We start from the raw sequence: 21,724 nt of genomic DNA on the forward strand, positions 1-21,724 counted from the left end.
GATAATAGAGATGCCCCACTGCTAACATGTTTTATCAGGCAAACCCGGGCCGTAGCACACCATCCGGGAAATTTTCCGTCAGAAGTTTTTTCACCGACACCAGTAAATCACTCAGCCCGTCATCCTGCATCCCCAGTTTGTTAAGCGCTTGTTCCAGGGAAAACAAGTACTGTGCGTTGGTTCCTAATGGCCCACTCGCCGCAGCAATCAACGGGGCAATCACCTGAGCGCGGGTATCGGATTCATACTCAGGATGGCGCGGGTCCATAATGAACACCAGCGCATTGACGGTGCGGCCGTCGTCAAGATGAAGCTGACACCAGGACGGCAGATAGCAGCCAGTAATCATCTCACGCTTCCACAGTAAGGTCAGCTCCTGCTCCAGAGACTCTTCCGGCAGACGATACGCAACGCCCGTGGTACGCCCGCCCTCTTTCAGTGCAAGCATCCTCCCCGGCTGGTGCGCAGTCCCCCGCCCGGCAGTAAGCCGCAAACAGAAAGCACGATGCCACCCAACCAGCGTACCGGTGCACGACTCGGTAAACTCCAGTGCCGGATTCCACATTAATGATCCATAGCCGAAGATCCACACCGGTCCCTCATCAGGTCGACAAGACAGCGTCGCCGCCAGCGAGGCCGCCCGTTGTTCTGCCGACCATAAGAGTGATTCTTCAATGGCACCAAATGCCGTTTTACAATCGGCATTCATCAAGAAATCACGCGTTATCACCTTACACCTCCGCCACTGCATACTTCCCTGCGACAACTTTTTGGTGTCTTCCGGACATTTTTACTGCTCATTTTGAAACCACTATTGGGACAATATGCAATCCACAGACCACTTGCAAGGCAACACCGCACGAATAGCTTTAACTCGCCGCTGAGTTTTACGATTTTTTATACCATTTATCATCATCGCCTTTTGCATATTCATGTTTCACCGCAGCCCAGGCCACTTTATGCGCTGTCTCTTCGCGACTGGCATCATCACGCCGGTCTTCTTTATCTTTATATTGCTCCCAGGCGCTGTTGAATGCTTCTTTATAGATATCCTGGGCATGAGTGGGTAAAACGTGTTTTACGCTTTCCGGCAGGTCGCTTTTCGTTTTATACGGCATTGTTGACTCCTTTATTAAAATTGAACATTAAGTGTGGTCAACAATATCCCCTCTTGCCAGAACATAAGAATTCTCACATCAGACTATTCTCAAGAGACGCTAATACAAACATTGTCTAAACACGTAGCTTGTTTTTATACTCCAAAGAGTAAAAAAACGACTACGGGGTAAAATTTCGTAAAATGTTACCGATATCCTGACACTTTCTGTTATTTTTCCTGCCTATTTATTACATTTCCAACAAATTCATCTGCAAAGGATAACCATAATGACAAATGCTCACGAGGCGGTAAAAACCCGCCACAAGGAGACTTCGCTTATTTTCCCGGTTCTGGCGCTGGTAGTGCTGTCCCTGTGGGGAAGCAGCCAAACACTACCAGTGGTTATTGGCATCAACCTTCTTGCTCTTATTGGTATTTTAAGCAGTGCTTTTAGTGTTGTCCGTCATGCGGACGTACTAGCCCATCGTCTGGGTGAACCTTACGGTTCGCTTATTCTTAGCCTTTCCGTCGTTATTCTTGAAGTCAGTTTGATTTCAGCCTTAATGGCGACCGGCGATGCAGCGCCGACGTTAATGCGAGATACGCTCTATTCAATCATTATGATTGTTACCGGCGGACTGGTTGGTTTTTCATTACTGCTGGGTGGACGTAAATTTGCTACCCAATATATGAATCTGTTTGGTATTAAACAGTATTTAATTGCCCTGTTCCCATTAGCCATAATCGTGCTGGTATTTCCGATGGCGCTGCCTGCGGCGAACTTTTCGACCGGTCAGGCGTTACTTGTGGCATTAATTTCCGCAGCGATGTACGGCGTATTTTTGCTGATTCAGACCAAAACGCATCAAAGCCTGTTTGTCTATGAGCATGAAGATGACAGCGATGATGACGATCCGCATCATGGCAAACCGTCCGCTCATAGCAGCCTGTGGCATGCCATCTGGTTAATCATCCATCTAATTGCCGTTATTGCGGTCACCAAAATGAACGCCAGCCCGCTGGAAACATTGCTCACCAGCATGAATGCGCCGGTGGCCTTTACCGGTTTCCTGGTAGCGCTATTGATTCTGTCGCCGGAAGGTCTGGGGGCGTTAAAAGCAGTTTTAAGCAACCAGGTCCAGCGCGCGATGAATCTGTTCTTTGGCTCGGTATTAGCGACGATTTCGCTTACCGTACCTGTCGTAACGCTTATCGCCTTTATGACGGGTAATGAATTGCAGTTTGCTCTGGGCGCACCAGAGATGGTGGTAATGGTAGCCTCTTTGGTACTGTGCCATATTTCATTTTCGACTGGCCGTACCAACGTGCTCAACGGCGCGGCGCATCTGGCACTGTTTGCAGCTTATTTAATGACAATATTTGCCTGACATTTATATCTCCTCCGATGGCGGAAATCGGAGGAGATAATAAAAATTATCTGCTTATAGTATTTCTTCATACTACCTGAACAGATCGTTAATCAGATTTGCGAGCCTGTACCACAACCTGCACGAAACCACTGCAACAGCTGATGAAAAGCCGGAACGCGTACAGCATTGCGCACATTTCAGGAATGAAGTGAATATAAATTGAGCCGTAGTATCCACACCAAGCCGGAGTTATCCGGTGAGGCGCAATGTTGTGGGGGCTTTATCCCTGGCGGCATTGGTTGCTGGAAAGAGAAAACCCCCGCACGTTGAGAGGTCAAACCTGACAACAGAACGGGGGCTAATCTTGAACCAGAACAATTCAAGAATAGCCGCGAAATGTTGTCATTACAACAAAAAGGCGGTTATATGACGCTCGCGCAGTTTGCCGTGATTTTCTGGCACGACCTGGCAGCACCGATCCTTGCGGGAATTATTACCGCAGCGATTGTCAGCTGGTGGCGTAGCCGGAAGTAAGGTGAAAACGGGCGTCAGGCTGCCGTAATGGCAATATGCGCCCGAAACCGGCCGCAGGGTTAACAGCCTGCGGCCTTTTTTGTATTTATCTCTTCCACAAGTAGACACTGGCAACCAGATCTGGAAGCTCATCCAGTGCACTCATGAAACGACTGCAACAGCTGGTGAAAAGCCGGAACGCATACAGCATTGCAAACATTTCAGGGATGAAGTGAAGATGAATTGAGACGTAGTATCGACACCAAGCCGGAGTTATCCGGTGAGGCGCAATGTTGCGGGGGCTTTATCCCTGGTGGCATTGGTTGCTGGAAAGAGAAAACCCCCGCACGTTGAGAGGTCAAACCTGACAACAGAACGGGGGCTAATCTTGAAACCAGACACTTCAAGAATAGCCGCAAAATGTTGTCATTACAACAAGGCGGCTATATGACGCTCGCGCAGTTTGCCGTGATTTTCTGGCACGACCTGGCAGCACCGATCCTGGCGGGAATTATTACCGCAGCGATTGTTGGCTGGTGGCGTAGCCGGAAGTAAGGTGAAAACGGGCGTCAGGCTGCCGTGATGGCAATATGCGCCCGAAACCGGCCGCAGGGGTAACAGCCTGCGGCCTTTTTTGTCTTCTTTGATCATGAAAAAAGCCCTACCGTAAAACGATAAGGCCTTTGTTTTCAAAGCAGAAAAGATTACTTGCTGGTATCCAGCTCTTCGAAACCTTTAACCAGATCATCAATCGCTTTCATCTGCTTGAGGAACGGCTCCAGTTTAGCCAGCGGCAGCGCGGATGGACCGTCACATTTCGCATGTTCCGGATCCGGATGCGCTTCAATAAACAGACCAGCCAAACCTACAGCCATACCGGCACGTGCCAGTTCGGCAACCTGGGCGCGGCGACCACCAGAAGCTGCACCAAACGGATCGCGGCATTGCAGTGCGTGGGTAACGTCGAAAATTACCGGGGAGTTGCCAGAGACTTTCTTCATTATGCTGAAGCCCAGCATATCAACGACCAGGTTGTCGTAACCGAAGTTAGCGCCACGGTCACAAAGAATCACTTTATCGTTGCCGCCTTCTTTGAATTTATCAACGATATTACCCATCTGGCCTGGGCTCACGAACTGTGGTTTCTTGACGTTAATTACCGCGCCAGTTTTCGCCATCGCTTCCACCAGGTCAGTCTGGCGAGCAAGAAACGCTGGCAACTGAATAACATCTACCACATCAGCAACAGGCTGTGCCTGACTTGGCTCGTGAACGTCAGTGATAATTTTTACGCCAAATGTCTGTTTCAGTTCCTGGAAGATTTTCATCCCTTCTTCCAGTCCTGGTCCACGATAAGAGTGGATGGAGGAACGGTTGGCTTTGTCAAAAGAGGCTTTGAACACGTAAGGGATACCCAGTTTCTGGGTTACGGTTACGTAGTGTTCGCAAATGCGCATCGCCAGATCGCGAGATTCCAGCACGTTCATACCACCAAACAGCACGAACGGCAGGTCATTTGCTACGTTGATGTCGCCAATGCTAACCACTTTTTGTTTCATAGGATCGCCTTAATCTTAAGTAAAGTGTCGATTAATTAATGCAGCACAATATGTTTATGCGCGATGTTGTTAATTTGCGCACGTATCATTTCGCTGATCGGGTCTTCCGGACACTGTTCAACGAAATAATTTAAATCATTCAACGCAACGTGTTCGCAATCCAGTTGCGCGTAAATCAACCCACGATCGCGAATTTCATACGGATCTTCCGGGTTAAATTGTAATAAGGCCTCGCTGGTGCGTAACGCCAGTTCCATCTGATTTTCTTCCATCAGCGACGCTTTCAGCGTATCCAACAGTTTACGGATAACCTCAATGTTATCGGCTTCATCCAGGTCTTCATAAAACAGTTCCGCAGACGGGCTGATATTTCCCTTTAACCACACATCCAGCATATGTTCGCTTAATGATTCACCGTTAAAAGGGTTAATCAGCCAGATTTCTCCGTCCGGGCATTCTATGCGCAATATAAGCTGCGTCGGGAATATCACCGGCAATAGCGGCAAATCGAGACGATTAGCAACCCACAATAAAACGGCGCCTAACGATACCGCACTGCCCTGCCGATTTTTTAGCACTTGATCAAGCCATAATGCATCGGAAAGACGATAAACACCACGTGAGGCTTTAAACCCCCATTCGCCGTAAAACAGCGCGATTAATTTTTCCAGCTGCTCTTCTAATGGCAGAAGCTGGCTAATTTCTTCCTTCGCCAGACTAACGAGACGCTCCAGTTCGTCGTAAACATCTTGCGAGGGAAAATCGCGGCGGATTGCTTCGCAAGCCAGGATCATGCCTTCGCACAGCGGCGCTTTATTAAATTCGAAATCAGCTAACGATCTCATGACTTACCCCAGTAACGGTACTTTTGTGGTGGCGAGTTTAATGATGATGTACAGCACCACCAGCGCCAGCGGGAAGGCAATAATGCGCGCCTGCTGACTGTGCATCCGACGATAATCGAGTGCAATAAAACCCAAAACGATATAAATGATAACTCCAAACAGCTTTTCAGTCAGCCATTCAGCCTGCCCGGAAAATGGCAGGATGTGCGCTTTAGCCATCAGCGCGATGCCGCTAAGCAATAACACCGTGTCGACAACCGGCGGCACAATGCGCGTCCAACGAGCGAATGCCAGTGGATGCTCCTGGTAACGTAGCCAGAATCGTAGGGTTAAGAGCCCAACAGAAAGCGCGATGCTAATGAGATGAACGCTAAGCAGCGTAGTAAAGCTTATCATCGATAATAGCGACCGAGCGTTACGCGCTCGTTATCACCATAGTCCCGACAGGTTTCGACTTCATAATATCCCGCGTGGATAAATGCCTGTCGCACAGCTTCGCCCTGCTGCCAGCCATGTTCCAGAAGCAGAAAGCCGCCGGATACCAGCGCGTTACGCGACTGTTCGATGATATGCACGATGTCTGCCATTCCGCTGTCTGCCGCAACCAGTGCAGTGAGTGGCTCAAAGCGGACATCGCCTTGTTGAAGATGTGGATCCTGCTCGTCGATATACGGTGGATTGCTGACAATCATCGTAAACTGCTGCCCGGCTAGCGCGCTAAACCAGTCGCTTTGCAGGATGTGGATATTTTTGATCGCCAGATGCTGGGCATTACGTTGTGCCAGGGCGACAGCATCGGGCATACGATCTACAGCGGTAATTTCGCAGTCTGGCCGCTCGCTGGCCAATGCCAGCGCAATTGCCCCAGTGCCAGTTCCAAGATCGAGAATGCGGCAAGGTTGTTCAGGCAATCGCGCCAGTGCCTGTTCCACCAGACATTCTGTATCCGGGCGCGGAATTAAGGTCGCTGGCGAAACAAATAACGGCAACGACCAGAATTCACGCACACCGGTTAAATGAGCAATAGGTTCACCAGCACGGCGACGGGCCAAAAGCGCGTCGAGTTGCTCACATTGCTCTTCAGTCAACTGCGTTTCACCAAAGGCGAGAATATAAGTGCGCCCCTTGCCGGTAACATGCTCCAGCAGGATTTCAGCATCGCGCCGCGGGCTTTCGCTCGCCTGAAGTTGGCTTATTGCTTCACGTAACCAGTGTTGATATTCCATTATTCCTGCTCGGACAACGCCGCCAGTTGGTCGGCCTGATGTTCCTGGACGATCGGTTCTATCAGCATATCCAGTTTACCTTCCATCACTTCATCCAGACGGTAGAGCGTCAGGTTGATGCGGTGATCGGTAACACGCCCCTGCGGGAAGTTATAGGTACGGTTACGATCGCTGCGATCGCCGCTACCCAGCAAGTTGCGACGGGTGGAAGCCTCTGCCTGCTGGCGTTTTGCCATTTCCGCCGCATGGATACGAGCACCAAGCACTGAAAGTGCCTTCGCTTTGTTTTTATGCTGCGAACGTTCGTCCTGACATTCAACAACAATACCGGTCGGCAAGTGAGTAATACGAATTGCCGAATCGGTGGTGTTGACGTGCTGACCACCTGCGCCTGAAGAACGGAAAGTATCGATACGCAAATCTGCCGGGTTAATATCCGGCAGTTCTGCTTCCGGCAGCTCCGGCATTACCGCTACGGTACAAGCAGAAGTATGAATACGCCCTTGCGATTCCGTCGCAGGAACACGCTGCACGCGATGACCGCCAGATTCGAATTTCAAACGACCATACACACCATCACCGCTAATTTTGGCGATGATCTCTTTATAACCGCCATGTTCACCCTCGCTGGCGCTCATGATTTCTACCCGCCAGCGGCGGGCCTCTGCGTAGCGACTGTACATACGGAACAGATCGCCAGCGAACAGCGCCGCTTCGTCGCCGCCGGTTCCGGCACGCACTTCGAGGAATGCATTGCGTTCATCATCGGGATCTTTTGGCAGCAAAAGAACCTGTAACTGTTGCTCCAGTTGCTCGCTTTTTTCTTTAGCTTCACGCAGCTCGTCCTGCGCCATCTCGCGCATTTCCGGATCGTCGAGCATCATCTGCGCGGTTTCGATATCTTCCTGAACCTGTTGCCAGTCGGTGAAACAGCGCGAAACATCACTTAACTGCGCATATTCACGAGATAATGCGCGAAAACGTTCCTGGTCGGCGATGGTTTGCGCATCACCCAGCAGTGCCTGAACTTCTTCATGGCGTTCATGCAGGGCTTCCAGTTTGGCAACGATAGAAGGCTTCATAGGCGTAAATGCACCCTGTAAAAAAAGAAAATGATGTACTGCTACTCCAGCCCGAGGCTGTCGCGCAGAATATTCAGGCGTTCGTTATCCCCGTCACGGGCGGCCTGTTGAAGTGATTTCGTTGGCGCATGGATCAGGCGGTTAGTCAGTTTCCATGCCAGATCCTGCATTATGGCTTGCGCGTCGCCGCCCTGCTCAAGAGCGGCTAATGCTTTGGCGGTTAACTCATCGCGAACTTGTTCAGCCTGGCTGCGATAATCGCGAATGGTTTCGCTGGCGCTTTGTGCGCGTAGCCACGCCATAAATTCGCTGGTTTCCTGAGCAACGATAGTTTCCGCCTCAACTGCGGCGGCTTTACGTTGCGCCAGGTTGTGCGAAATAATGCTTTGCAGATCATCAACGCTGTAAAGGTAGGCATTCGCCAGTTTGCCAACTTCTGGCTCAACATCGCGTGGAACGGCAATATCGACCAGTAGCATCGGTTGGTTGCGACGACTTTTTAATGCGCGCTCCACCATGCCTTTACCGATAATCGGCAGCGGGCTAGCGGTGGAACTGATGATGATATCGGCTTCACACAGACGCTCGTCGATATCGCTCAGGGCAATCACTTCCGCGCCGACTTCATCTGCCAGAATTTGGGCTCGTTCGCGAGTACGGTTGGCGATAATCATCTTCTGTACTTTGTGTTCGCGCAGATGACGCGCCACCAGCTCGATGGTTTCGCCCGCGCCAACCAGCAATACGGTCACCGTAGAGAGCGATTCAAAGATCTGCCGCGCCAGCGTACAAGCCGCAAATGCAACAGATACCGCACTGGCGCCAATATCCGTTTCAGTGCGAACGCGTTTCGCCACGGAGAAAGATTTCTGGAACATACGCTCCAGTTCGCTGGCCTTCATATGGCCTTTTTGCGAATCGGCAAAGGCTTTTTTTACCTGACCGAGGATTTGCGGCTCGCCCAATACCAGTGAATCCAGACCACTGGCAACACGCATTAAATGGCTGACCGCGTCGTTATCCTGATGCCAGTAGAGGCTATTACGCAGATCTTCTTCGTTGAGATTATGGTAATCGCACAACCAGCGAATGAGCGCCTCTTGCAGGTTATCCTGCTCTTCAACGCTAAGATAAAGTTCTGTGCGGTTACACGTCGACAGCACCACGCCGCCCTGCACCATCGGCTGCGCAAGCAGGCTGTCCAGCGCCTGATCGAGCTTGTCCGGCGAAAACGATACACGTTCTCGCAGCGATACAGGTGCCGTTTTATGGTTGATACCGAGTGCTAAAAGGGTCATGTCTGCGGGAAATAATACCAACGTTGATATGGTTAGTCTGCTCGCATCATACAGGATGCGCGGGATCAATAAAAGAGAGCGCCCCCTTTTGGAGTAATTGCCTAAACCCGTTAGATTCTGGCAATTAAGACAACTTGAACATAGACGATGGCTGGCGGTAACGCTAGCATTAAGGGTTATAACTGCAACGTATCTCAAGGACTTGTCATTATTATGCCCCTGCCCGATTTTCGCTTTATCCGCCTGCTACCGCTGGCTGCTCTCGTGCTCACGGCCTGTTCCGTTACGACGCCGAAAGGTCCAGGCAAAAGCCCGGATTCGCCACAGTGGCGTCAGCATCAGCAAGACGTGCGCAACCTGAATCAGTACCAGACACGCGGTGCATTTGCCTATATTTCTGACCAACAAAAAGTGTATGCCCGTTTCTTCTGGCAGCAAACTGGCCAGGATCGCTACCGTCTGCTGCTGACTAACCCATTGGGCAGCACGGAACTGGAGTTGAATGCCCAGCCGGGTAATGTGCAGTTAGTGGACAATAAAGGCCAGCGTTACACCGCCGATGACGCCGAAGAGATGATTGGCAAATTGACCGGAATGCCTATTCCACTCAACAGTTTGCGCCAGTGGATTTTAGGTGTGCCAGGTGATGCAACCGACTACAAACTGGACGACCAGTACCGCCTGAGCGAAATTACCTATAGTCAGAACGGTAAAAAATGGAAAGTGGTATATGGCGGTTATGACACCAAAACGCAACCTGCGATGCCTGCCAACATGGAACTCACCGAAGGCGGTCAACGCATCAAGTTAAAAATGGATAACTGGATAGTGAAATAATGCGGACTCAGTGGCCCTCTCCGGCAAAGCTTAATCTGTTTTTATACATTACCGGTCAGCGTGCGGACGGCTACCACACGCTGCAAACGCTGTTTCAGTTTCTGGATTACGGCGACACTATCAGCATTGAACTTCGCAACGATGGGGAAATCCGCCTGTTAACGCCAGTTGAAGGTGTGGAACACGAAGATAACCTGATTGTTCGCGCGGCACGGTTGTTGATGAAAGCAGCCGCCGCCAGTGGGCGTCTTCCGAAAGGAAGTGGTGCAGATATCAGCATTGACAAGCGTTTGCCTATGGGTGGTGGTCTGGGCGGTGGTTCATCCAATGCCGCAACAGTTCTGGTCGCTTTAAATCATCTGTGGCAATGCGGACTGAGTGTTGATGAGTTGGCAGAAATCGGTCTGACGCTGGGCGCAGATGTTCCGGTTTTTGTCCGTGGTCATGCTGCTTTTGCCGAAGGGGTCGGTGAAATATTAACGCCGGTGAATCCACCAGAGAAATGGTATCTGGTTGCGCACCCTGGCGTGAGTATTCCTACGCCAATGATTTTTAAAGATCCCGAACTCCCGCGCAACACGGCGAAAAGGTCAATAGAAACGTTGCTAAAATGTGAATTCAGCAATGATTGCGAGGTTATCGCAAGAAAACGTTTTCGCGAGGTTGATGCGGTGCTTTCCTGGCTGTTAGAATACGCCCCGTCGCGCCTGACTGGGACAGGGGCCTGTGTCTTTGCTGAATTTGATACAGAGTCTGAAGCCCGCCAGGTGCTAGAGCAAGCCCCGGAATGGCTCAATGGCTTTGTGGCGAAAGGTGTCAATCTTTCCCCATTGCACAGAGCCATGCTTTAAGCCGGGCAAGCTGAGTTTCGGTGACAACGTCACCTTGTTCCAGACGTTGCATCGCGCTCTTTAATACACCGCCTGGAAAGAATATTGCCTGGCCCGCACAGTTTTCGGCAGATTCTTTCCACCAATGGACGCATGCCTGAGGTTCTTCTCGTGCCTGATATGAAGCTTTTTGCTGGTAACGCCACCCCGGAACTAGCACAACGTATTGCCAACCGCCTGTACACTTCACTCGGCGACGCCGCTGTAGGTCGCTTTAGCGACGGCGAAGTCAGCGTACAAATTAACGAAAATGTACGCGGTGGTGATATTTTCATCATCCAGTCCACTTGTGCCCCTACTAACGACAACCTGATGGAATTAGTCGTGATGGTTGATGCCCTGCGTCGTGCTTCCGCAGGTCGTATCACCGCTGTTATCCCCTACTTTGGCTATGCGCGCCAGGACCGTCGCGTCCGTTCCGCTCGTGTACCAATCACTGCGAAAGTGGTTGCAGACTTCCTCTCCAGCGTCGGTGTTGACCGTGTGCTGACAGTGGATCTGCACGCTGAACAGATTCAGGGTTTCTTCGACGTTCCGGTTGATAACGTATTTGGTAGCCCGATCCTGCTGGAAGACATGCTGCAGCTGAATCTGGATAACCCGATTGTGGTTTCTCCGGACATCGGCGGCGTTGTGCGTGCCCGCGCTATCGCTAAGCTGCTGAACGATACCGATATGGCAATCATCGACAAACGTCGTCCGCGTGCGAACGTTTCCCAGGTGATGCATATCATCGGTGACGTTGCTGGTCGTGACTGCGTACTGGTCGACGATATGATCGACACTGGCGGTACGCTGTGTAAAGCTGCTGAAGCTCTGAAAGAACGTGGTGCTAAACGTGTATTTGCGTACGCGACTCACCCGATCTTCTCTGGCAACGCGGCGAACAACCTGCGTAACTCTGTAATTGATGAAGTCGTTGTCTGCGATACCATTCCGCTGAGCGATGAAATCAAATCACTGCCGAACGTGCGTACTCTGACCCTGTCAGGTATGCTGGCCGAAGCGATTCGTCGTATCAGCAACGAAGAATCGATCTCTGCTATGTTCGAACATTAATCGAACCCGGCTCAAAGACCCGCTGCGGCGGGTTTTTTTGTCTGTAATATCCATTTGTATGACCTATGCCTCCTTCACCTGCCATTTAGTTGACAGATGATGCGCTCACGGATGAAACATTATTGTGAACAAAATATTTTCCTCACATGTGATGCCTTTCCGCGCTCTGATCGACGCTTGCTGGAAAGAAAAATACACTGCCGCACGGTTTACCCGTGACCTTATTGCCGGGATAACCGTTGGGATTATTGCTATTCCTCTGGCGATGGCGTTGGCAATTGGCAGTGGTGTGGCTCCTCAATACGGTTTATATACCGCTGCCGTTGCGGGAATTGTCATTGCTCTGACGGGGGGGTCGCGCTTTAGCGTTTCCGGTCCGACTGCAGCATTTGTAGTAATTCTCTATCCCGTTTCGCAACAGTTTGGACTGGCAGGCCTGCTGGTTGCGACGTTGTTGTCGGGGATCTTTTTGATCCTGATGGGTCTGGCGCGCTTTGGTCGCCTGATTGAGTATATTCCGGTTTCCGTCACCTTAGGTTTTACCTCGGGTATCGGGATCACCATCGGTACCATGCAGATTAAAGATTTTCTCGGTCTGCAAATGGCTCATGTCCCGGAACATTATCTACAAAAAGTCGGCGCATTATTTATGGCGCTACCGACCATTAATGTGGGTGATGCTGCTATTGGTATCGTGACGCTGGGCATTCTGATTTTCTGGCCACGTTTGGGTATTCGTTTACCTGGCCACCTTCCGGCCTTGCTGGCTGGTTGCGCGGTGATGGGGATTGTTAACCTGCTCGGCGGACATGTTGCTACCATCGGGTCGCAATTCCACTACGTTCTGGCCGATGGTTCTCAGGGTAACGGTATTCCGCAACTGCTGCCGCAACTTGTGCTGCCGTGGGATCTGCCTAATTCAGAATTCACACTAACCTGGGATTCTATTCGAACCCTGCTGCCTGCGGCATTCTCGATGGCAATGCTCGGGGCGATCGAATCTCTGCTCTGCGCCGTGGTACTGGATGGTATGACCGGGACTAAGCACAAGGCGAATAGTGAACTGGTCGGTCAGGGGCTGGGGAATATCATCGCTCCATTCTTTGGTGGTATTACCGCTACTGCTGCCATCGCGCGTTCTGCCGCTAACGTCCGTGCAGGGGCAACTTCCCCTATCTCGGCGGTGATCCACTCTATTCTGGTTATTCTCGCCCTGCTGGTACTGGCACCACTGCTCTCCTGGCTGCCGCTTTCCGCTATGGCAGCCCTGCTGTTGATGGTGGCGTGGAACATGAGTGAAGCGCACAAAGTGGTCGACTTGCTGCGTCATGCGCCGAAAGATGACATCATCGTCATGCTGCTGTGTATGTCACTGACCGTGCTGTTTGATATGGTTATTGCCATCAGCGTGGGGATTGTTCTGGCATCGTTGCTGTTTATGCGCCGTATCGCCCGTATGACTCGTCTGGCGCCGGTGGCAGTAGACGTTCCTGATGATGTGCTGGTCTTGCGTGTTATTGGCCCGCTGTTTTTCGCGGCGGCTGAAGGTCTGTTCACCGACCTGGAATCACGTCTGGAAGGAAAACGGATTGTTATTCTGAAGTGGGATGCCGTTCCGGTGCTTGATGCCGGTGGTCTTGATGCGTTCCAGCGTTTTGTGAAGCGCCTGCCTGAAGGGTGTGAACTGCGCGTGTGTAACGTGGAATTCCAGCCTCTGCGTACAATGGCCCGATCCGGTATTCAACCGATTCCGGGACGTCTGGCGTTCTTCCCGAATCGCAGCGCAGCGATGGCTGATCTGTAAGAAAGGCATTAAATTGACCAGTCAGCGCAAACTGACTGGTCAGCAAACTACTTTAGTTGTTAGCTATGACGGCGATTATCGCTACGGCGGCAACGTTTGTCATAGTGGCGAACCCACCAGTAACGGTCGCACACCTGTTCATGCCCGCCAACACGGGCTCCCGCCAGCCAGAGAATGGCACCGACGAAAATACTCAGCACTGCACCGTGTGCGAAATACTGGGGCATATCAAACTGTGGTAATTGGTTGAGGATTGAATACCCCACGCCGACCACCATCACCACCAGACCCAACCCCATAAGCACGTTACCGAGTAACGAAGCGTTTTTGCGTTTCATGTGTCACCTCCGGAACTTTCTGGGTTGTAACAGGGAATACCCCTCTTCCTTATGTGTAAAGTATAGACAACACCCCGTGGCTTATGTGCGGGCGTGATCACAGTTACAACCCTTATTTCAACAAAACTTTACAAATAACCGTCTGAACACCTTGACTTTCTAATAGTCGACACTGGCAATTATTATGTTATCTGCGTTTAACACGCTGTTTTTTGTCAAGCGGGGCCGCAACCAGTAAACTACGCGCCAGTTATGTACTCACTCAGGACAAAAAAAAAACGTGACGATTAAATTGATTGTCGGCCTGGCGAACCCCGGCGCTGAATACGCCGCAACGCGACATAATGCTGGCGCCTGGTTCGTTGACTTACTGGCGGAGCGTTTACGCGCTCCCCTGCGCGAAGAGGCTAAATTCTTTGGTTATACCTCGCGAGTTACCCTCGGAGGCGAAGATGTCCGCCTGTTAGTCCCGACTACATTTATGAATCTCAGCGGCAAAGCCGTCGCAGCGATGGCCAGTTTTTTCCGCATTAATCCGGACGAAATTCTGGTGGCTCACGACGAACTGGATCTGCCTCCGGGCGTCGCCAAATTTAAATTGGGCGGTGGCCACGGTGGTCACAATGGACTGAAAGACATCATCAGTAAATTGGGTAATAACCCTAACTTTCACCGTTTACGCATCGGAATCGGTCATCCGGGCGATAAAAACAAAGTTGTCGGGTTTGTGTTAGGCAAACCACCTGTTAGTGAACAGAAGTTAATTGATGAAGCCATCGACGAAGCGGCGCGTTGTACTGAAATGTGGTTTACAGATGGTTTGACCAAAGCAACGAACCGATTGCACGCCTTTAAAGCGCAATAAGTCGTTGTCTGCGGCATTTTTGCCGAGTGCCGTGTATAATAGGCAAAGTTATTTCCATTTCTGCAATCTGTTTGTGATAACAGGTTGATTATTAAGATATTAAGGTGATTTAAATCATGGGATTCAAATGCGGTATCGTCGGTTTGCCCAACGTCGGGAAATCTACCCTGTTCAACGCGCTGACCAAAGCCGGTATTGAAGCGGCCAACTTTCCATTCTGTACCATCGAGCCGAACACAGGCGTCGTACCAATGCCTGACCCTCGTCTGGATCAACTGGCTGAAATCGTAAAACCGCAGCGTACGCTTCCCACGACCATGGAATTTGTCGATATCGCCGGTCTGGTAAAAGGCGCGTCGAAAGGTGAAGGTCTGGGTAACCAGTTCCTGACCAACATTCGTGAAACCGAAGCGATCGGCCACGTTGTTCGCTGCTTTGAGAATGACAATATCATTCACGTTTCCGGCAAAGTAAACCCGGCGGACGATATTGAAGTTATCAACACCGAACTGGCGCTGGCGGATCTCGACACCTGCGAACGTGCGATTCACCGCGTACAGAAGAAAGCCAAAGGTGGCGATAAAGACGCGAAAGCCGAGCTGGCAAGTACTGGAAAAATGCCTGCCACAGCTGGAAAACGCAGGCATGCTGCGCGCGCTGGATTTAAGCGCTGAAGAGAAAGCGGCGATTCGTTACCTGAGCTTCCTGACGCTGAAACCAACGATGTACATCGCCAACGTCAACGAAGACGGTTTTGAAAACAACCCGTATCTTGACCAGGTGCGTGAAATCGCGGCGAAAGAAGGTTCTGTTGTGGTTCCGGTTTGTGCTGCTGTTGAAGCTGACATTGCCGAACTGGACGACGAAGAACGTGACGAGTTTATGCAGGAACTGGGGCTGGAAGAACCAGGCCTGAACCGTGTGATCCGTGCAGGTTATAAACTGCTGAATCTGCAAACTTACTTCACCGCTGGGGTGAAAGAAGTGCGTGCATGGACCATTCCGGTTGGTGCAACTGCGCCACAGGCTGCTGGCAAAATCCACACCGATTTTGAAAAAGGCTTTATCCGCGCACAAACCATCTCGTTTGAAGATTTCATCACTTACAAAGGTGAACAAGGTGCGAAAGAAGCGGGTAAAATGCGTGCAGAAGGTAAAGACTACATCGTTAAAGATGGCGATGTGATGAACTTCCTGTTCAACGTCTAATTCCGCGTAATATCCTGGCGGTTAATAACGAGCCATTATGTGAGTCGCACATAATGGCTTTTTTACACCTGCTACGCTGCTTTTTTCAATTCTGAGTTACCGAAACTCATAATCAGACTCCTGGCAATATTAACAATACGGCTTTTATGTGATAACAATCACAGTGCATTAACCGTTCAAGAGTTTGTCATGAAAAAAACATTTACCTTCAGTCTGTTAGCAATTGTCTTCGCAAGCCTGTTAAGTGCTTGTGTTCCTCACCATCATCACCGCCACAACGATGGCCCGCGTGGTCCTGCGGCTTCCGGTAAGCCAATGCCACCTTCAAATGGTGGGCCAAATCATGGCAGTCATGGTCGCTATTAATTAGCAAGTCATACGCGGGAGAGTGCCTACTTTCCCGCTATCCACGACGCTTAAACTGACTTGCATCAATGCCGTATTGCTTCATTTTTCGCCACAGCGTAGTGCGACCAATCCCGAGTAAAACCGACATTTCCTGAATACGTCCGCCAGTCACCTGGGCCGCGTTAATAATCGCCTCTTTTTCAACTTCCGCGAATGACAGACTGGTAGAAAGACGTGTAGCGCTGGCATCATCTGTCGCCTGTTCAGTAAACAGGTGTTCCGGCAAATCACTGACACGAATGCGTCCGTTGTCGCTACTCAGCGCAAGATTCTCGATGACGCTGTAAAGTTCAAAATCATTGCCGGGCCATGCGCAAGAAACCAGGCGAGTAAGCGCATCGTCATCAATTTTCAGACGCGTAGAGAAGCGTTTTTCAAGACTGCGCAATTTGTTATTCACCAGCGCCGGAATACTGTCGCGCCGCATCCGCAAAGGCGGGATGGTAATTTCAAATGCATGAAGCGCGTAATAAAGCTGACGACTAAAGCGATTTTGCTCCACCAGCATCGCCAGATCCGCTGTGGTAGTGGCAATCACTTTGACATCAATGGGTATTAAACGCCGCGCATCCAGTCTTGTGATGACGCCTTGTTTGATAACCTGGAGCAACGCAGACTGTAACTCTGCCGCCAGATATTCAATCTTTTCAAGGAACAACGTGCCGCCATGTGCCAGTTCCAGCCGACTCAGACGACCATTTTCATTCTCCGTTCGATCGCCACCAATAAATTCTTCCGCCAGCGCTGCATCGCCATATAACTCGCAATTAACCGCGATATAGGGACCCGCCGCACGCTCGCTTTCATTGTGAATGGCCTGACTTAACAGTGCATTGCCAACGCCTTCTTCTCCACAGAGTAACACCGGGAAACTGCTGCGCGCCGCCTGGCGGCCAAAATGGATCAACCGGCGGGTTTGCGGATCGTCCTGTGGCATATGAGCGAAGGTATGGCTGACTTTTCCTAATTGACTGGTCATCAACTGCCGCATCTGTTCTACCGGATGGAGCAACAGAATAAAGCTGGTCCCTTGCGTTTCAATTATCGGTTTAAGGGTAATGACCGCATCAATAAACTGGTGCTGACTTTCAAAAGTCGCTTCCACATGTTTGAGGGGATGAGCTTGCTTTATTGCCTGTTGCAATACGGTTGGTAGCGTTAATAGCTCAGTGATCGCCCTTCCCTGACTTGCCGTCGCGTCCAGACACAAAACACGCGCCGCCTGGGCATTGATAAATTGCAAATTACCCTGCTCATCCCAGCTAATCACGCCATCGTCCATACTTTCCAGCAAGGCGTTAAGCTGATTTAAATGCCGATTTGTTTCAGCCAGTAAACTGTCTGTCAGCAGTAAATTTCCTACCTCGCGCGCAATTGCCAGCGTCAACGGCAAATCGCTGCGGTGGTTTGCTCAACCGGACACGCCAGCGCTATCGTTCCCGTTAATCGGCCCTTGCTGTCAAACAGTGGCGTTGCACAAAATGCCCAATCCCACAGCGCCTGCTTGAAATGTTGATCGGCCATCGTTTTCACTGCCTGACCGGAGATAGCCGCTAACGATAGCGCACAAGTACCAATAATTCCCTCTGCGCAATACGTGCCGTCATTGAATCCCAGGACACTAAGCTGGTGCAGCGTTTGCGGATCACCATAACGACTAAGGATGCAGGCGGTTTCATCAAGGATGAACAGTCCACACGCCCGCGATTCCATATATTCCCAGGCATCTTCCAGTGCCGCTTGCCCGAGTGCCAGCATCGCTTCCTTACGCCGATAGATAGAAGCAAATGTCACGCCCCGAGCCTGATGCGGTACGCTCCATGACTCCCGTTTCATCAGCTTGCGGCATCGCTCCCAGGATGCTGCTATCAAGGGAGATACGCTCTGTTGCTGGTTGTTAAAACCGTCATTCATATTTGCTGCCCTTATGACAAAAAGGTGTTCCGCATCGCAAATTTACTTATCCAGATTCGGCATGGTTCCATTATGGAACATTTATTAAAGCATATGTTTCATTGTGAAACATAATTTGGGTTAATTTTCTTTTCCCCCGCCTGATGCACAATGGATTTACCGGCAGTCAGTGGTCGCCGTGTCGTTGAACATCATCCATGCCCTACCCTAATTGCTGGAGCAAAATAATGAAAAAATTGATCAATGATGTGCAAGACGTACTGAACGAACAACTGGCGGGACTGGCGAAAGCGTATCCTTCGCTGGCACTGCATCAGGACCCGGTGTATGTCACCCGAGCCGATGCGCCAATTGCAGGAAAAGTGGCGTTATTGTCGGGCGGCGGCAGCGGACACGAACCAATGCACTGTGGTTATATTGGCCAGGGTATGCTCTCAGGGGCGTGTCCGGGCGAAATTTTCACCTCACCGACGCCCGATAAAATTTTTGAATGTGCCATGCAAATCGATGGTGGCGAAGGTGTACTGCTGATTATCAAAAATTATACCGGCGATATTCTTAACTTCGAAACAGCGACCGAATTACTGCACGATAGCGGCGTAAAAGTGACCACCGTGGTCATTGATGACGACGTTGCAGTAAAAGACAGTCTTTATACCGCCGGGCGGCGCGGCGTCGCCAATACAGTATTAATTGAAAAAATTGTTGGCGCAGCGGCAGAACGCGGCGACTCGCTGGAGGCTTGTGCACAACTGGGGCGTAAGTTGAACAATCAGGGCCACTCTATTGGTATCGCCCTCGGTGCCTGTACCGTTCCTGCTGCAGGCAAACCTTCTTTTACGCTGGCAGATAATGAAATGGAATTTGGTGTCGGCATTCATGGTGAGCCGGGTATTGACCGCCGCCCCTTCTCCTCTCTTGATCAAACTGTCGATGAAATGTTCGACACACTGCTGGAAAATGGCACATATCACCGCACGTTGCGCTTCTGGGATTATCGACAAGGTAGCTGGCAGGAAGAGACGCAAACTAAACAACCGCTTCAGTCTGGCGATCGCGTGATTGCGCTGGTCAACAATCTTGGCGCGACACCGCTTTCTGAACTGTATGGCGTCTATAACCGCCTGACTACGCGTTGCCAGCAAGCTGGCTTGACTATCGAGCGCAATTTAATCGGTGCATATTGCACCTCACTGGACATGACCGGTTTTTCCATCACCTTGCTGAAAGTTGATGACGAAACGCTGGCGTTATGGGACGCCCCGGTCCACACCCCGGCGCTTAACTGGGGTAAATAAGGAGATAACCATGTCACTGAGCAGAACTCAAATTGTTACCTGGCTCACTCGCTGTGGAGAAATTTTCAGCAAAGAGAGCGATTATCTTACTGGGCTGGATCGTGAAATTGGCGACGCTGACCACGGGCTGAATATGAATCGTGGCTTTAGCAAAGTGGTGGAAAAACTCCCTGCCATCGCGGATAAAGACATCGGTTTCATTCTCAAGAATACCGGCATGACGTTACTTTCCAGCGTCGGCGGTGCCAGCGGCCCACTGTTCGGTACGTTCTTTATCCGTGCGGCACAGGCAACTCAGGCACGTCAAAGCCTGACGTTGATAGAGCTTTATCAGATGTTTCGTGATGGCGCAGACGGCGTAATCAGTCGGGGGAAAGCAGAACCAGGCGATAAAACCATGTGCGATGTCTGGGGGCCGGTGGTTGAGTCGTTACGCCAGTCCAGTGAGCAAAACCTTTCTGTTCCGGCGGCGCTCGAAGCCGCCAGTCGCGTCGCGGAATCTGCCGCACAAAGCACGATTACGATGCAAGCCCGCAAAGGCCGCGCCAGTTATCTCGGTGAACGCAGTATTGGTCACCAGGATCCTGGTGCAACCTCCGTGATGTTTATGATGCAAATGTTGGCATTAGCCGCAAAAGAGTAAGGAATTGGTGATGGTAAACCTGGTCATAGTTTCACATAGCGCCCGACTGGGAGAAGGTGTCGGTGAATTAGCTCGCCAGATGTTAATGGGCGATAGTTGTAAAATCGCCATTGCCGCAGGAATTGACGATCCGCAGAATCCCATCGGTACAGATGCCGTCAAAGTGATGGAAGCCATCGAATCCGTTGCCGATGCCGACCATGTGTTGGTCATGATGGATATGGGGAGTGCGTTATTGAGTGCAGAAACCGCACTGGAATTGCTGGCGCCAGAGATCGCCGCGAGAGTACGTTTGTGCGCTGCACCGTTGGTCGAAGGAACGTTAGCAGCCGCCGTCAGCGCAGCCTCGGGGGCGGCTATCGACAAAGTCATCCATGACGCCATGCATGCGCTGGAAGCCAAACGAGAACAACTGGGTTTACCATCATCCGCCACTGAAATCTCCGACATATGCCCCTCGCACGATGAAGAAGCCCGTTCTCTGGCAGTGGTGATTAAAAACCGTAACGGACTCCACGTCCGTCCAGCCTCCCGACTGGTCTATACCTTATCGACATTTAATGCAGACATGTTGTTGGAGAAAAACGGTAAGTGCGTAACACCGGAGAGTATTAACCAGATTGCGCTGTTACAAGTCCGCTGTAACGATACGCTGCGCCTGATTGCAAAAGGGCCAGAGGCTGAAGAGGCGTTAGCCGCTTTTCGCCAGTTGGCTGAAGATAACTTTGGTGAAATGGAAGAGATAGCACCGCCAACTCTGCGTCCAGTTCCGCCTGTCACAGGCAAAGCCTTTTATTATCAACCGGTTTTATGCACAGTACAGGCAAAATCATCACTGAGCGTGGAAGAAGAACAGGAACGGTTACGCCAGGCAATTGACTTCACGTTGTTAGATCTGATGACGTTAACGGCAAAGGCAGAAGCAAGCGGGCTCGACGATATCGCAGCAATTTTTTCCGGCCACCATACACTATTAGACGATCCTGAACTGCGGGTAGCGGCAAGCGAACTCCTTCAGCATGAACATTGCACGGCGGAGTATGCCTGGCAGCAGGTTCTTAAAGAACTTAGCCAGCAATACCAGCAGATTGATGATGAATATTTGCAGGCTCGCTATATTGATGTGGACGATCTTCTGCATCGCACCCTGCTCCACCTGACACAGACAAAAGAAGAACTCCCTCAGTTTAGCGCGCCGACCATTTTACTGGCGGAGAACATTTATCCCTCCACGGTACTTCAACTGGATCCGACAGTCGTTAAGGGCATCTGCCTTAGTGCCGGAAGTCCGGTATCCCACAGCGCTCTAATTGCCCGCGAACTGGGTATTGGCTGGATTTGTCAGCAGGGAGAGAAGCTGTATTCGATTCAACCTGAAGAGACGCTAATGCTGGATGTAAAAGCACAATGCTTCAGGCATCAGAGTTAAATTAGATTTGTCTGTCAGTTCGCAGAAAAAGATTTCAA

21 protein-coding genes and 2 pseudogenes are annotated in these 21,724 nt (G+C 50.9%); 13 read left to right on the top strand and 10 right to left on the bottom strand.

Annotated features, from left to right (window positions below):
* Positions 1-34 precede the first annotated feature (34 nt).
* Complete coding sequence (gene chaC, locus CRI63_RS00150; protein ID WP_135518128.1) at positions 35-730, bottom strand: glutathione-specific gamma-glutamylcyclotransferase; 696 nt, start codon at positions 728-730, stop codon at positions 35-37.
* Positions 731-887: 157 nt separating this feature from the next.
* Positions 888-1,118, bottom strand: a complete 231-nt coding sequence (chaB, locus tag CRI63_RS00155; RefSeq protein WP_135518130.1) for a putative cation transport regulator ChaB — start codon at positions 1,116-1,118, stop codon at positions 888-890.
* Positions 1,119-1,386: 268 nt separating this feature from the next.
* Here chaB and chaA point away from each other — a divergent pair, with 268 nt between their 5' ends.
* The 3 genes from chaA to CRI63_RS00170 all read left to right on the top strand — a co-directional run bounded on the left by chaA (position 1,387) and on the right by CRI63_RS00170 (position 3,537).
* Complete coding sequence (chaA, locus tag CRI63_RS00160) at positions 1,387-2,487, top strand: sodium-potassium/proton antiporter ChaA (protein ID WP_064528732.1); 1,101 nt, start codon at positions 1,387-1,389, stop codon at positions 2,485-2,487.
* A 408-nt stretch (positions 2,488-2,895) separates the two neighbouring features.
* Positions 2,896-3,003, top strand: coding sequence for a type I toxin-antitoxin system toxin Ldr family protein (locus tag CRI63_RS00165; protein WP_064528728.1), 108 nt, complete (start codon positions 2,896-2,898; stop codon positions 3,001-3,003).
* Positions 3,004-3,429: 426 nt separating this feature from the next.
* Positions 3,430-3,537, top strand: coding sequence for a type I toxin-antitoxin system toxin Ldr family protein (locus CRI63_RS00170; protein WP_016265910.1), 108 nt, complete (start codon positions 3,430-3,432; stop codon positions 3,535-3,537).
* 149 nt (positions 3,538-3,686) lie between these two features.
* Here CRI63_RS00170 and kdsA read toward each other — a convergent pair whose 3' ends face one another.
* From kdsA to hemA, 6 genes are read right to left on the bottom strand one after another with little or no spacing between them, the layout of a single operon-like run.
* Entirely contained in the window at positions 3,687-4,541 is an 855-nt protein-coding gene (gene kdsA, locus CRI63_RS00175; protein WP_000811058.1) for a 3-deoxy-8-phosphooctulonate synthase, read from the bottom strand.
* A 35-nt stretch (positions 4,542-4,576) separates the two neighbouring features.
* Positions 4,577-5,386, bottom strand: coding sequence for an invasion regulator SirB1 (gene sirB1, locus CRI63_RS00180; RefSeq protein ID WP_001764444.1), 810 nt, complete (start codon positions 5,384-5,386; stop codon positions 4,577-4,579).
* A 3-nt stretch (positions 5,387-5,389) separates the two neighbouring features.
* Complete coding sequence (gene sirB2, locus CRI63_RS00185) at positions 5,390-5,782, bottom strand: invasion regulator SirB2 (protein ID WP_021580704.1); 393 nt, start codon at positions 5,780-5,782, stop codon at positions 5,390-5,392.
* Positions 5,779-6,612, bottom strand: coding sequence for a peptide chain release factor N(5)-glutamine methyltransferase (prmC, locus tag CRI63_RS00190; protein ID WP_135489395.1), 834 nt, complete (start codon positions 6,610-6,612; stop codon positions 5,779-5,781). Before prmC ends, sirB2 begins: the two co-directional genes overlap by 4 nt.
* On the bottom strand, positions 6,612-7,694 hold the full coding sequence (prfA, locus tag CRI63_RS00195) for a peptide chain release factor 1 (RefSeq protein WP_130205673.1): 1,083 nt from the start codon (positions 7,692-7,694) through the stop codon (positions 6,612-6,614). The genes prmC and prfA overlap by 1 nt, the downstream gene beginning before the upstream one ends.
* Positions 7,695-7,735: 41 nt before the next feature.
* The gene (hemA, locus tag CRI63_RS00200; protein WP_130205671.1) at positions 7,736-8,992 is read right to left on the bottom strand and encodes a glutamyl-tRNA reductase; all 1,257 of its coding nucleotides are present in this window, start codon (positions 8,990-8,992) and stop codon (positions 7,736-7,738) included.
* 213 nt (positions 8,993-9,205) lie between these two features.
* Between hemA and lolB the strand changes: the two genes are divergently transcribed.
* The 4 genes from lolB to dauA all read left to right on the top strand — a co-directional run bounded on the left by lolB (position 9,206) and on the right by dauA (position 13,582).
* The gene (gene lolB / locus CRI63_RS00205; protein ID WP_135518132.1) at positions 9,206-9,829 is read left to right on the top strand and encodes a lipoprotein insertase outer membrane protein LolB; all 624 of its coding nucleotides are present in this window, start codon (positions 9,206-9,208) and stop codon (positions 9,827-9,829) included.
* Positions 9,829-10,680 (top strand): 4-(cytidine 5'-diphospho)-2-C-methyl-D-erythritol kinase, encoded by an 852-nt coding sequence (ispE, locus tag CRI63_RS00210; RefSeq protein ID WP_130215991.1) that lies wholly within the window; start codon positions 9,829-9,831, stop codon positions 10,678-10,680. Before lolB ends, ispE begins: the two co-directional genes overlap by 1 nt.
* Before the next feature lie 150 nt (positions 10,681-10,830).
* A complete protein-coding gene (gene prs, locus CRI63_RS00215) occupies positions 10,831-11,778 on the top strand; it encodes a ribose-phosphate diphosphokinase (protein ID WP_001298109.1) in 948 nt (315 codons plus the stop codon).
* Positions 11,779-11,902: 124 nt separating this feature from the next.
* Entirely contained in the window at positions 11,903-13,582 is a 1,680-nt protein-coding gene (gene dauA / locus CRI63_RS00220) for a C4-dicarboxylic acid transporter DauA (protein WP_130205665.1), read from the top strand.
* A gap of 59 nt (positions 13,583-13,641) precedes the next feature.
* On the opposite strand, the gene ychH is transcribed toward dauA, so the two are convergent.
* Positions 13,642-13,920: a stress-induced protein YchH gene (gene ychH, locus CRI63_RS00225; RefSeq protein WP_064528711.1), complete on the bottom strand. Its 279-nt coding sequence runs from the start codon at positions 13,918-13,920 to the stop codon at positions 13,642-13,644.
* 280 nt (positions 13,921-14,200) lie between these two features.
* Between ychH and pth the strand changes: the two genes are divergently transcribed.
* The 3 genes and pseudogenes from pth to CRI63_RS23860 all read left to right on the top strand — a co-directional run bounded on the left by pth (position 14,201) and on the right by CRI63_RS23860 (position 16,360).
* Positions 14,201-14,785, top strand: coding sequence for an aminoacyl-tRNA hydrolase (pth, locus tag CRI63_RS00230; RefSeq protein WP_000152933.1), 585 nt, complete (start codon positions 14,201-14,203; stop codon positions 14,783-14,785).
* Between the two features lie 116 nt (positions 14,786-14,901).
* Positions 14,902-15,994 (top strand): annotated as a pseudogene (gene ychF, locus CRI63_RS00235) (redox-regulated ATPase YchF).
* Positions 15,995-16,183: 189 nt separating this feature from the next.
* Entirely contained in the window at positions 16,184-16,360 is a 177-nt protein-coding gene (locus tag CRI63_RS23860; protein ID WP_165383448.1) for a hypothetical protein, read from the top strand.
* 37 nt (positions 16,361-16,397) lie between these two features.
* Here CRI63_RS23860 and dhaR read toward each other — a convergent pair.
* Positions 16,398-18,316: pseudogene (gene dhaR, locus CRI63_RS00240) on the bottom strand (dihydroxyacetone kinase operon transcriptional regulator DhaR).
* Between the two features lie 227 nt (positions 18,317-18,543).
* Between dhaR and dhaK the strand changes: the two are divergent.
* The 3 genes from dhaK to dhaM are packed head-to-tail and all read left to right on the top strand — an operon-like array spanning position 18,544 to position 21,686.
* A complete protein-coding gene (gene dhaK, locus CRI63_RS00245) occupies positions 18,544-19,614 on the top strand; it encodes a dihydroxyacetone kinase subunit DhaK (RefSeq protein WP_130215987.1) in 1,071 nt (356 codons plus the stop codon).
* A 10-nt stretch (positions 19,615-19,624) separates the two neighbouring features.
* Positions 19,625-20,257: a dihydroxyacetone kinase subunit DhaL gene (dhaL, locus tag CRI63_RS00250; protein WP_130259701.1), complete on the top strand. Its 633-nt coding sequence runs from the start codon at positions 19,625-19,627 to the stop codon at positions 20,255-20,257.
* Between the two features lie 10 nt (positions 20,258-20,267).
* The gene (dhaM, locus tag CRI63_RS00255; RefSeq protein ID WP_135518134.1) at positions 20,268-21,686 is read left to right on the top strand and encodes a dihydroxyacetone kinase phosphoryl donor subunit DhaM; all 1,419 of its coding nucleotides are present in this window, start codon (positions 20,268-20,270) and stop codon (positions 21,684-21,686) included.
* The last annotated feature ends 38 nt before the right edge of the window (positions 21,687-21,724 follow it).

The sequence above is a fragment of the Escherichia sp. E2661 genome (assembly GCF_004745185.1).
In the GTDB taxonomy this organism is placed as follows: domain Bacteria; phylum Pseudomonadota; class Gammaproteobacteria; order Enterobacterales; family Enterobacteriaceae; genus Escherichia.

What these genes read in the sequence shown, in the direction of transcription:
- ispE (WP_130215991.1), top strand. Translation starts at nt 9,829, where the DNA reads ATGCGGACTCAGTGGCCCTCTCCGGCAAAGCTTAATCTGTTTTTATAC.
- kdsA (WP_000811058.1), bottom strand. Translation starts at nt 4,541, where the DNA reads ATGAAACAAAAAGTGGTTAGCATTGGCGACATCAACGTAGCAAATGAC.
- dhaL (WP_130259701.1), top strand. Translation starts at nt 19,625, where the DNA reads ATGTCACTGAGCAGAACTCAAATTGTTACCTGGCTCACTCGCTGTGGA.
- dhaM (WP_135518134.1), top strand. Translation starts at nt 20,268, where the DNA reads ATGGTAAACCTGGTCATAGTTTCACATAGCGCCCGACTGGGAGAAGGT.
- hemA (WP_130205671.1), bottom strand. Translation starts at nt 8,992, where the DNA reads ATGACCCTTTTAGCACTCGGTATCAACCATAAAACGGCACCTGTATCG.
- lolB (WP_135518132.1), top strand. Translation starts at nt 9,206, where the DNA reads ATGCCCCTGCCCGATTTTCGCTTTATCCGCCTGCTACCGCTGGCTGCT.
- prfA (WP_130205673.1), bottom strand. Translation starts at nt 7,694, where the DNA reads ATGAAGCCTTCTATCGTTGCCAAACTGGAAGCCCTGCATGAACGCCAT.
- CRI63_RS00170 (WP_016265910.1), top strand. Translation starts at nt 3,430, where the DNA reads ATGACGCTCGCGCAGTTTGCCGTGATTTTCTGGCACGACCTGGCAGCA.
- CRI63_RS00165 (WP_064528728.1), top strand. Translation starts at nt 2,896, where the DNA reads ATGACGCTCGCGCAGTTTGCCGTGATTTTCTGGCACGACCTGGCAGCA.
- ychH (WP_064528711.1), bottom strand. Translation starts at nt 13,920, where the DNA reads ATGAAACGCAAAAACGCTTCGTTACTCGGTAACGTGCTTATGGGGTTG.
- chaA (WP_064528732.1), top strand. Translation starts at nt 1,387, where the DNA reads ATGACAAATGCTCACGAGGCGGTAAAAACCCGCCACAAGGAGACTTCG.
- sirB1 (WP_001764444.1), bottom strand. Translation starts at nt 5,386, where the DNA reads ATGAGATCGTTAGCTGATTTCGAATTTAATAAAGCGCCGCTGTGCGAA.
- prmC (WP_135489395.1), bottom strand. Translation starts at nt 6,612, where the DNA reads ATGGAATATCAACACTGGTTACGTGAAGCAATAAGCCAACTTCAGGCG.
- CRI63_RS23860 (WP_165383448.1), top strand. Translation starts at nt 16,184, where the DNA reads ATGAAAAAAACATTTACCTTCAGTCTGTTAGCAATTGTCTTCGCAAGC.
- sirB2 (WP_021580704.1), bottom strand. Translation starts at nt 5,782, where the DNA reads ATGATAAGCTTTACTACGCTGCTTAGCGTTCATCTCATTAGCATCGCG.
- dhaK (WP_130215987.1), top strand. Translation starts at nt 18,544, where the DNA reads ATGAAAAAATTGATCAATGATGTGCAAGACGTACTGAACGAACAACTG.
- chaB (WP_135518130.1), bottom strand. Translation starts at nt 1,118, where the DNA reads ATGCCGTATAAAACGAAAAGCGACCTGCCGGAAAGCGTAAAACACGTT.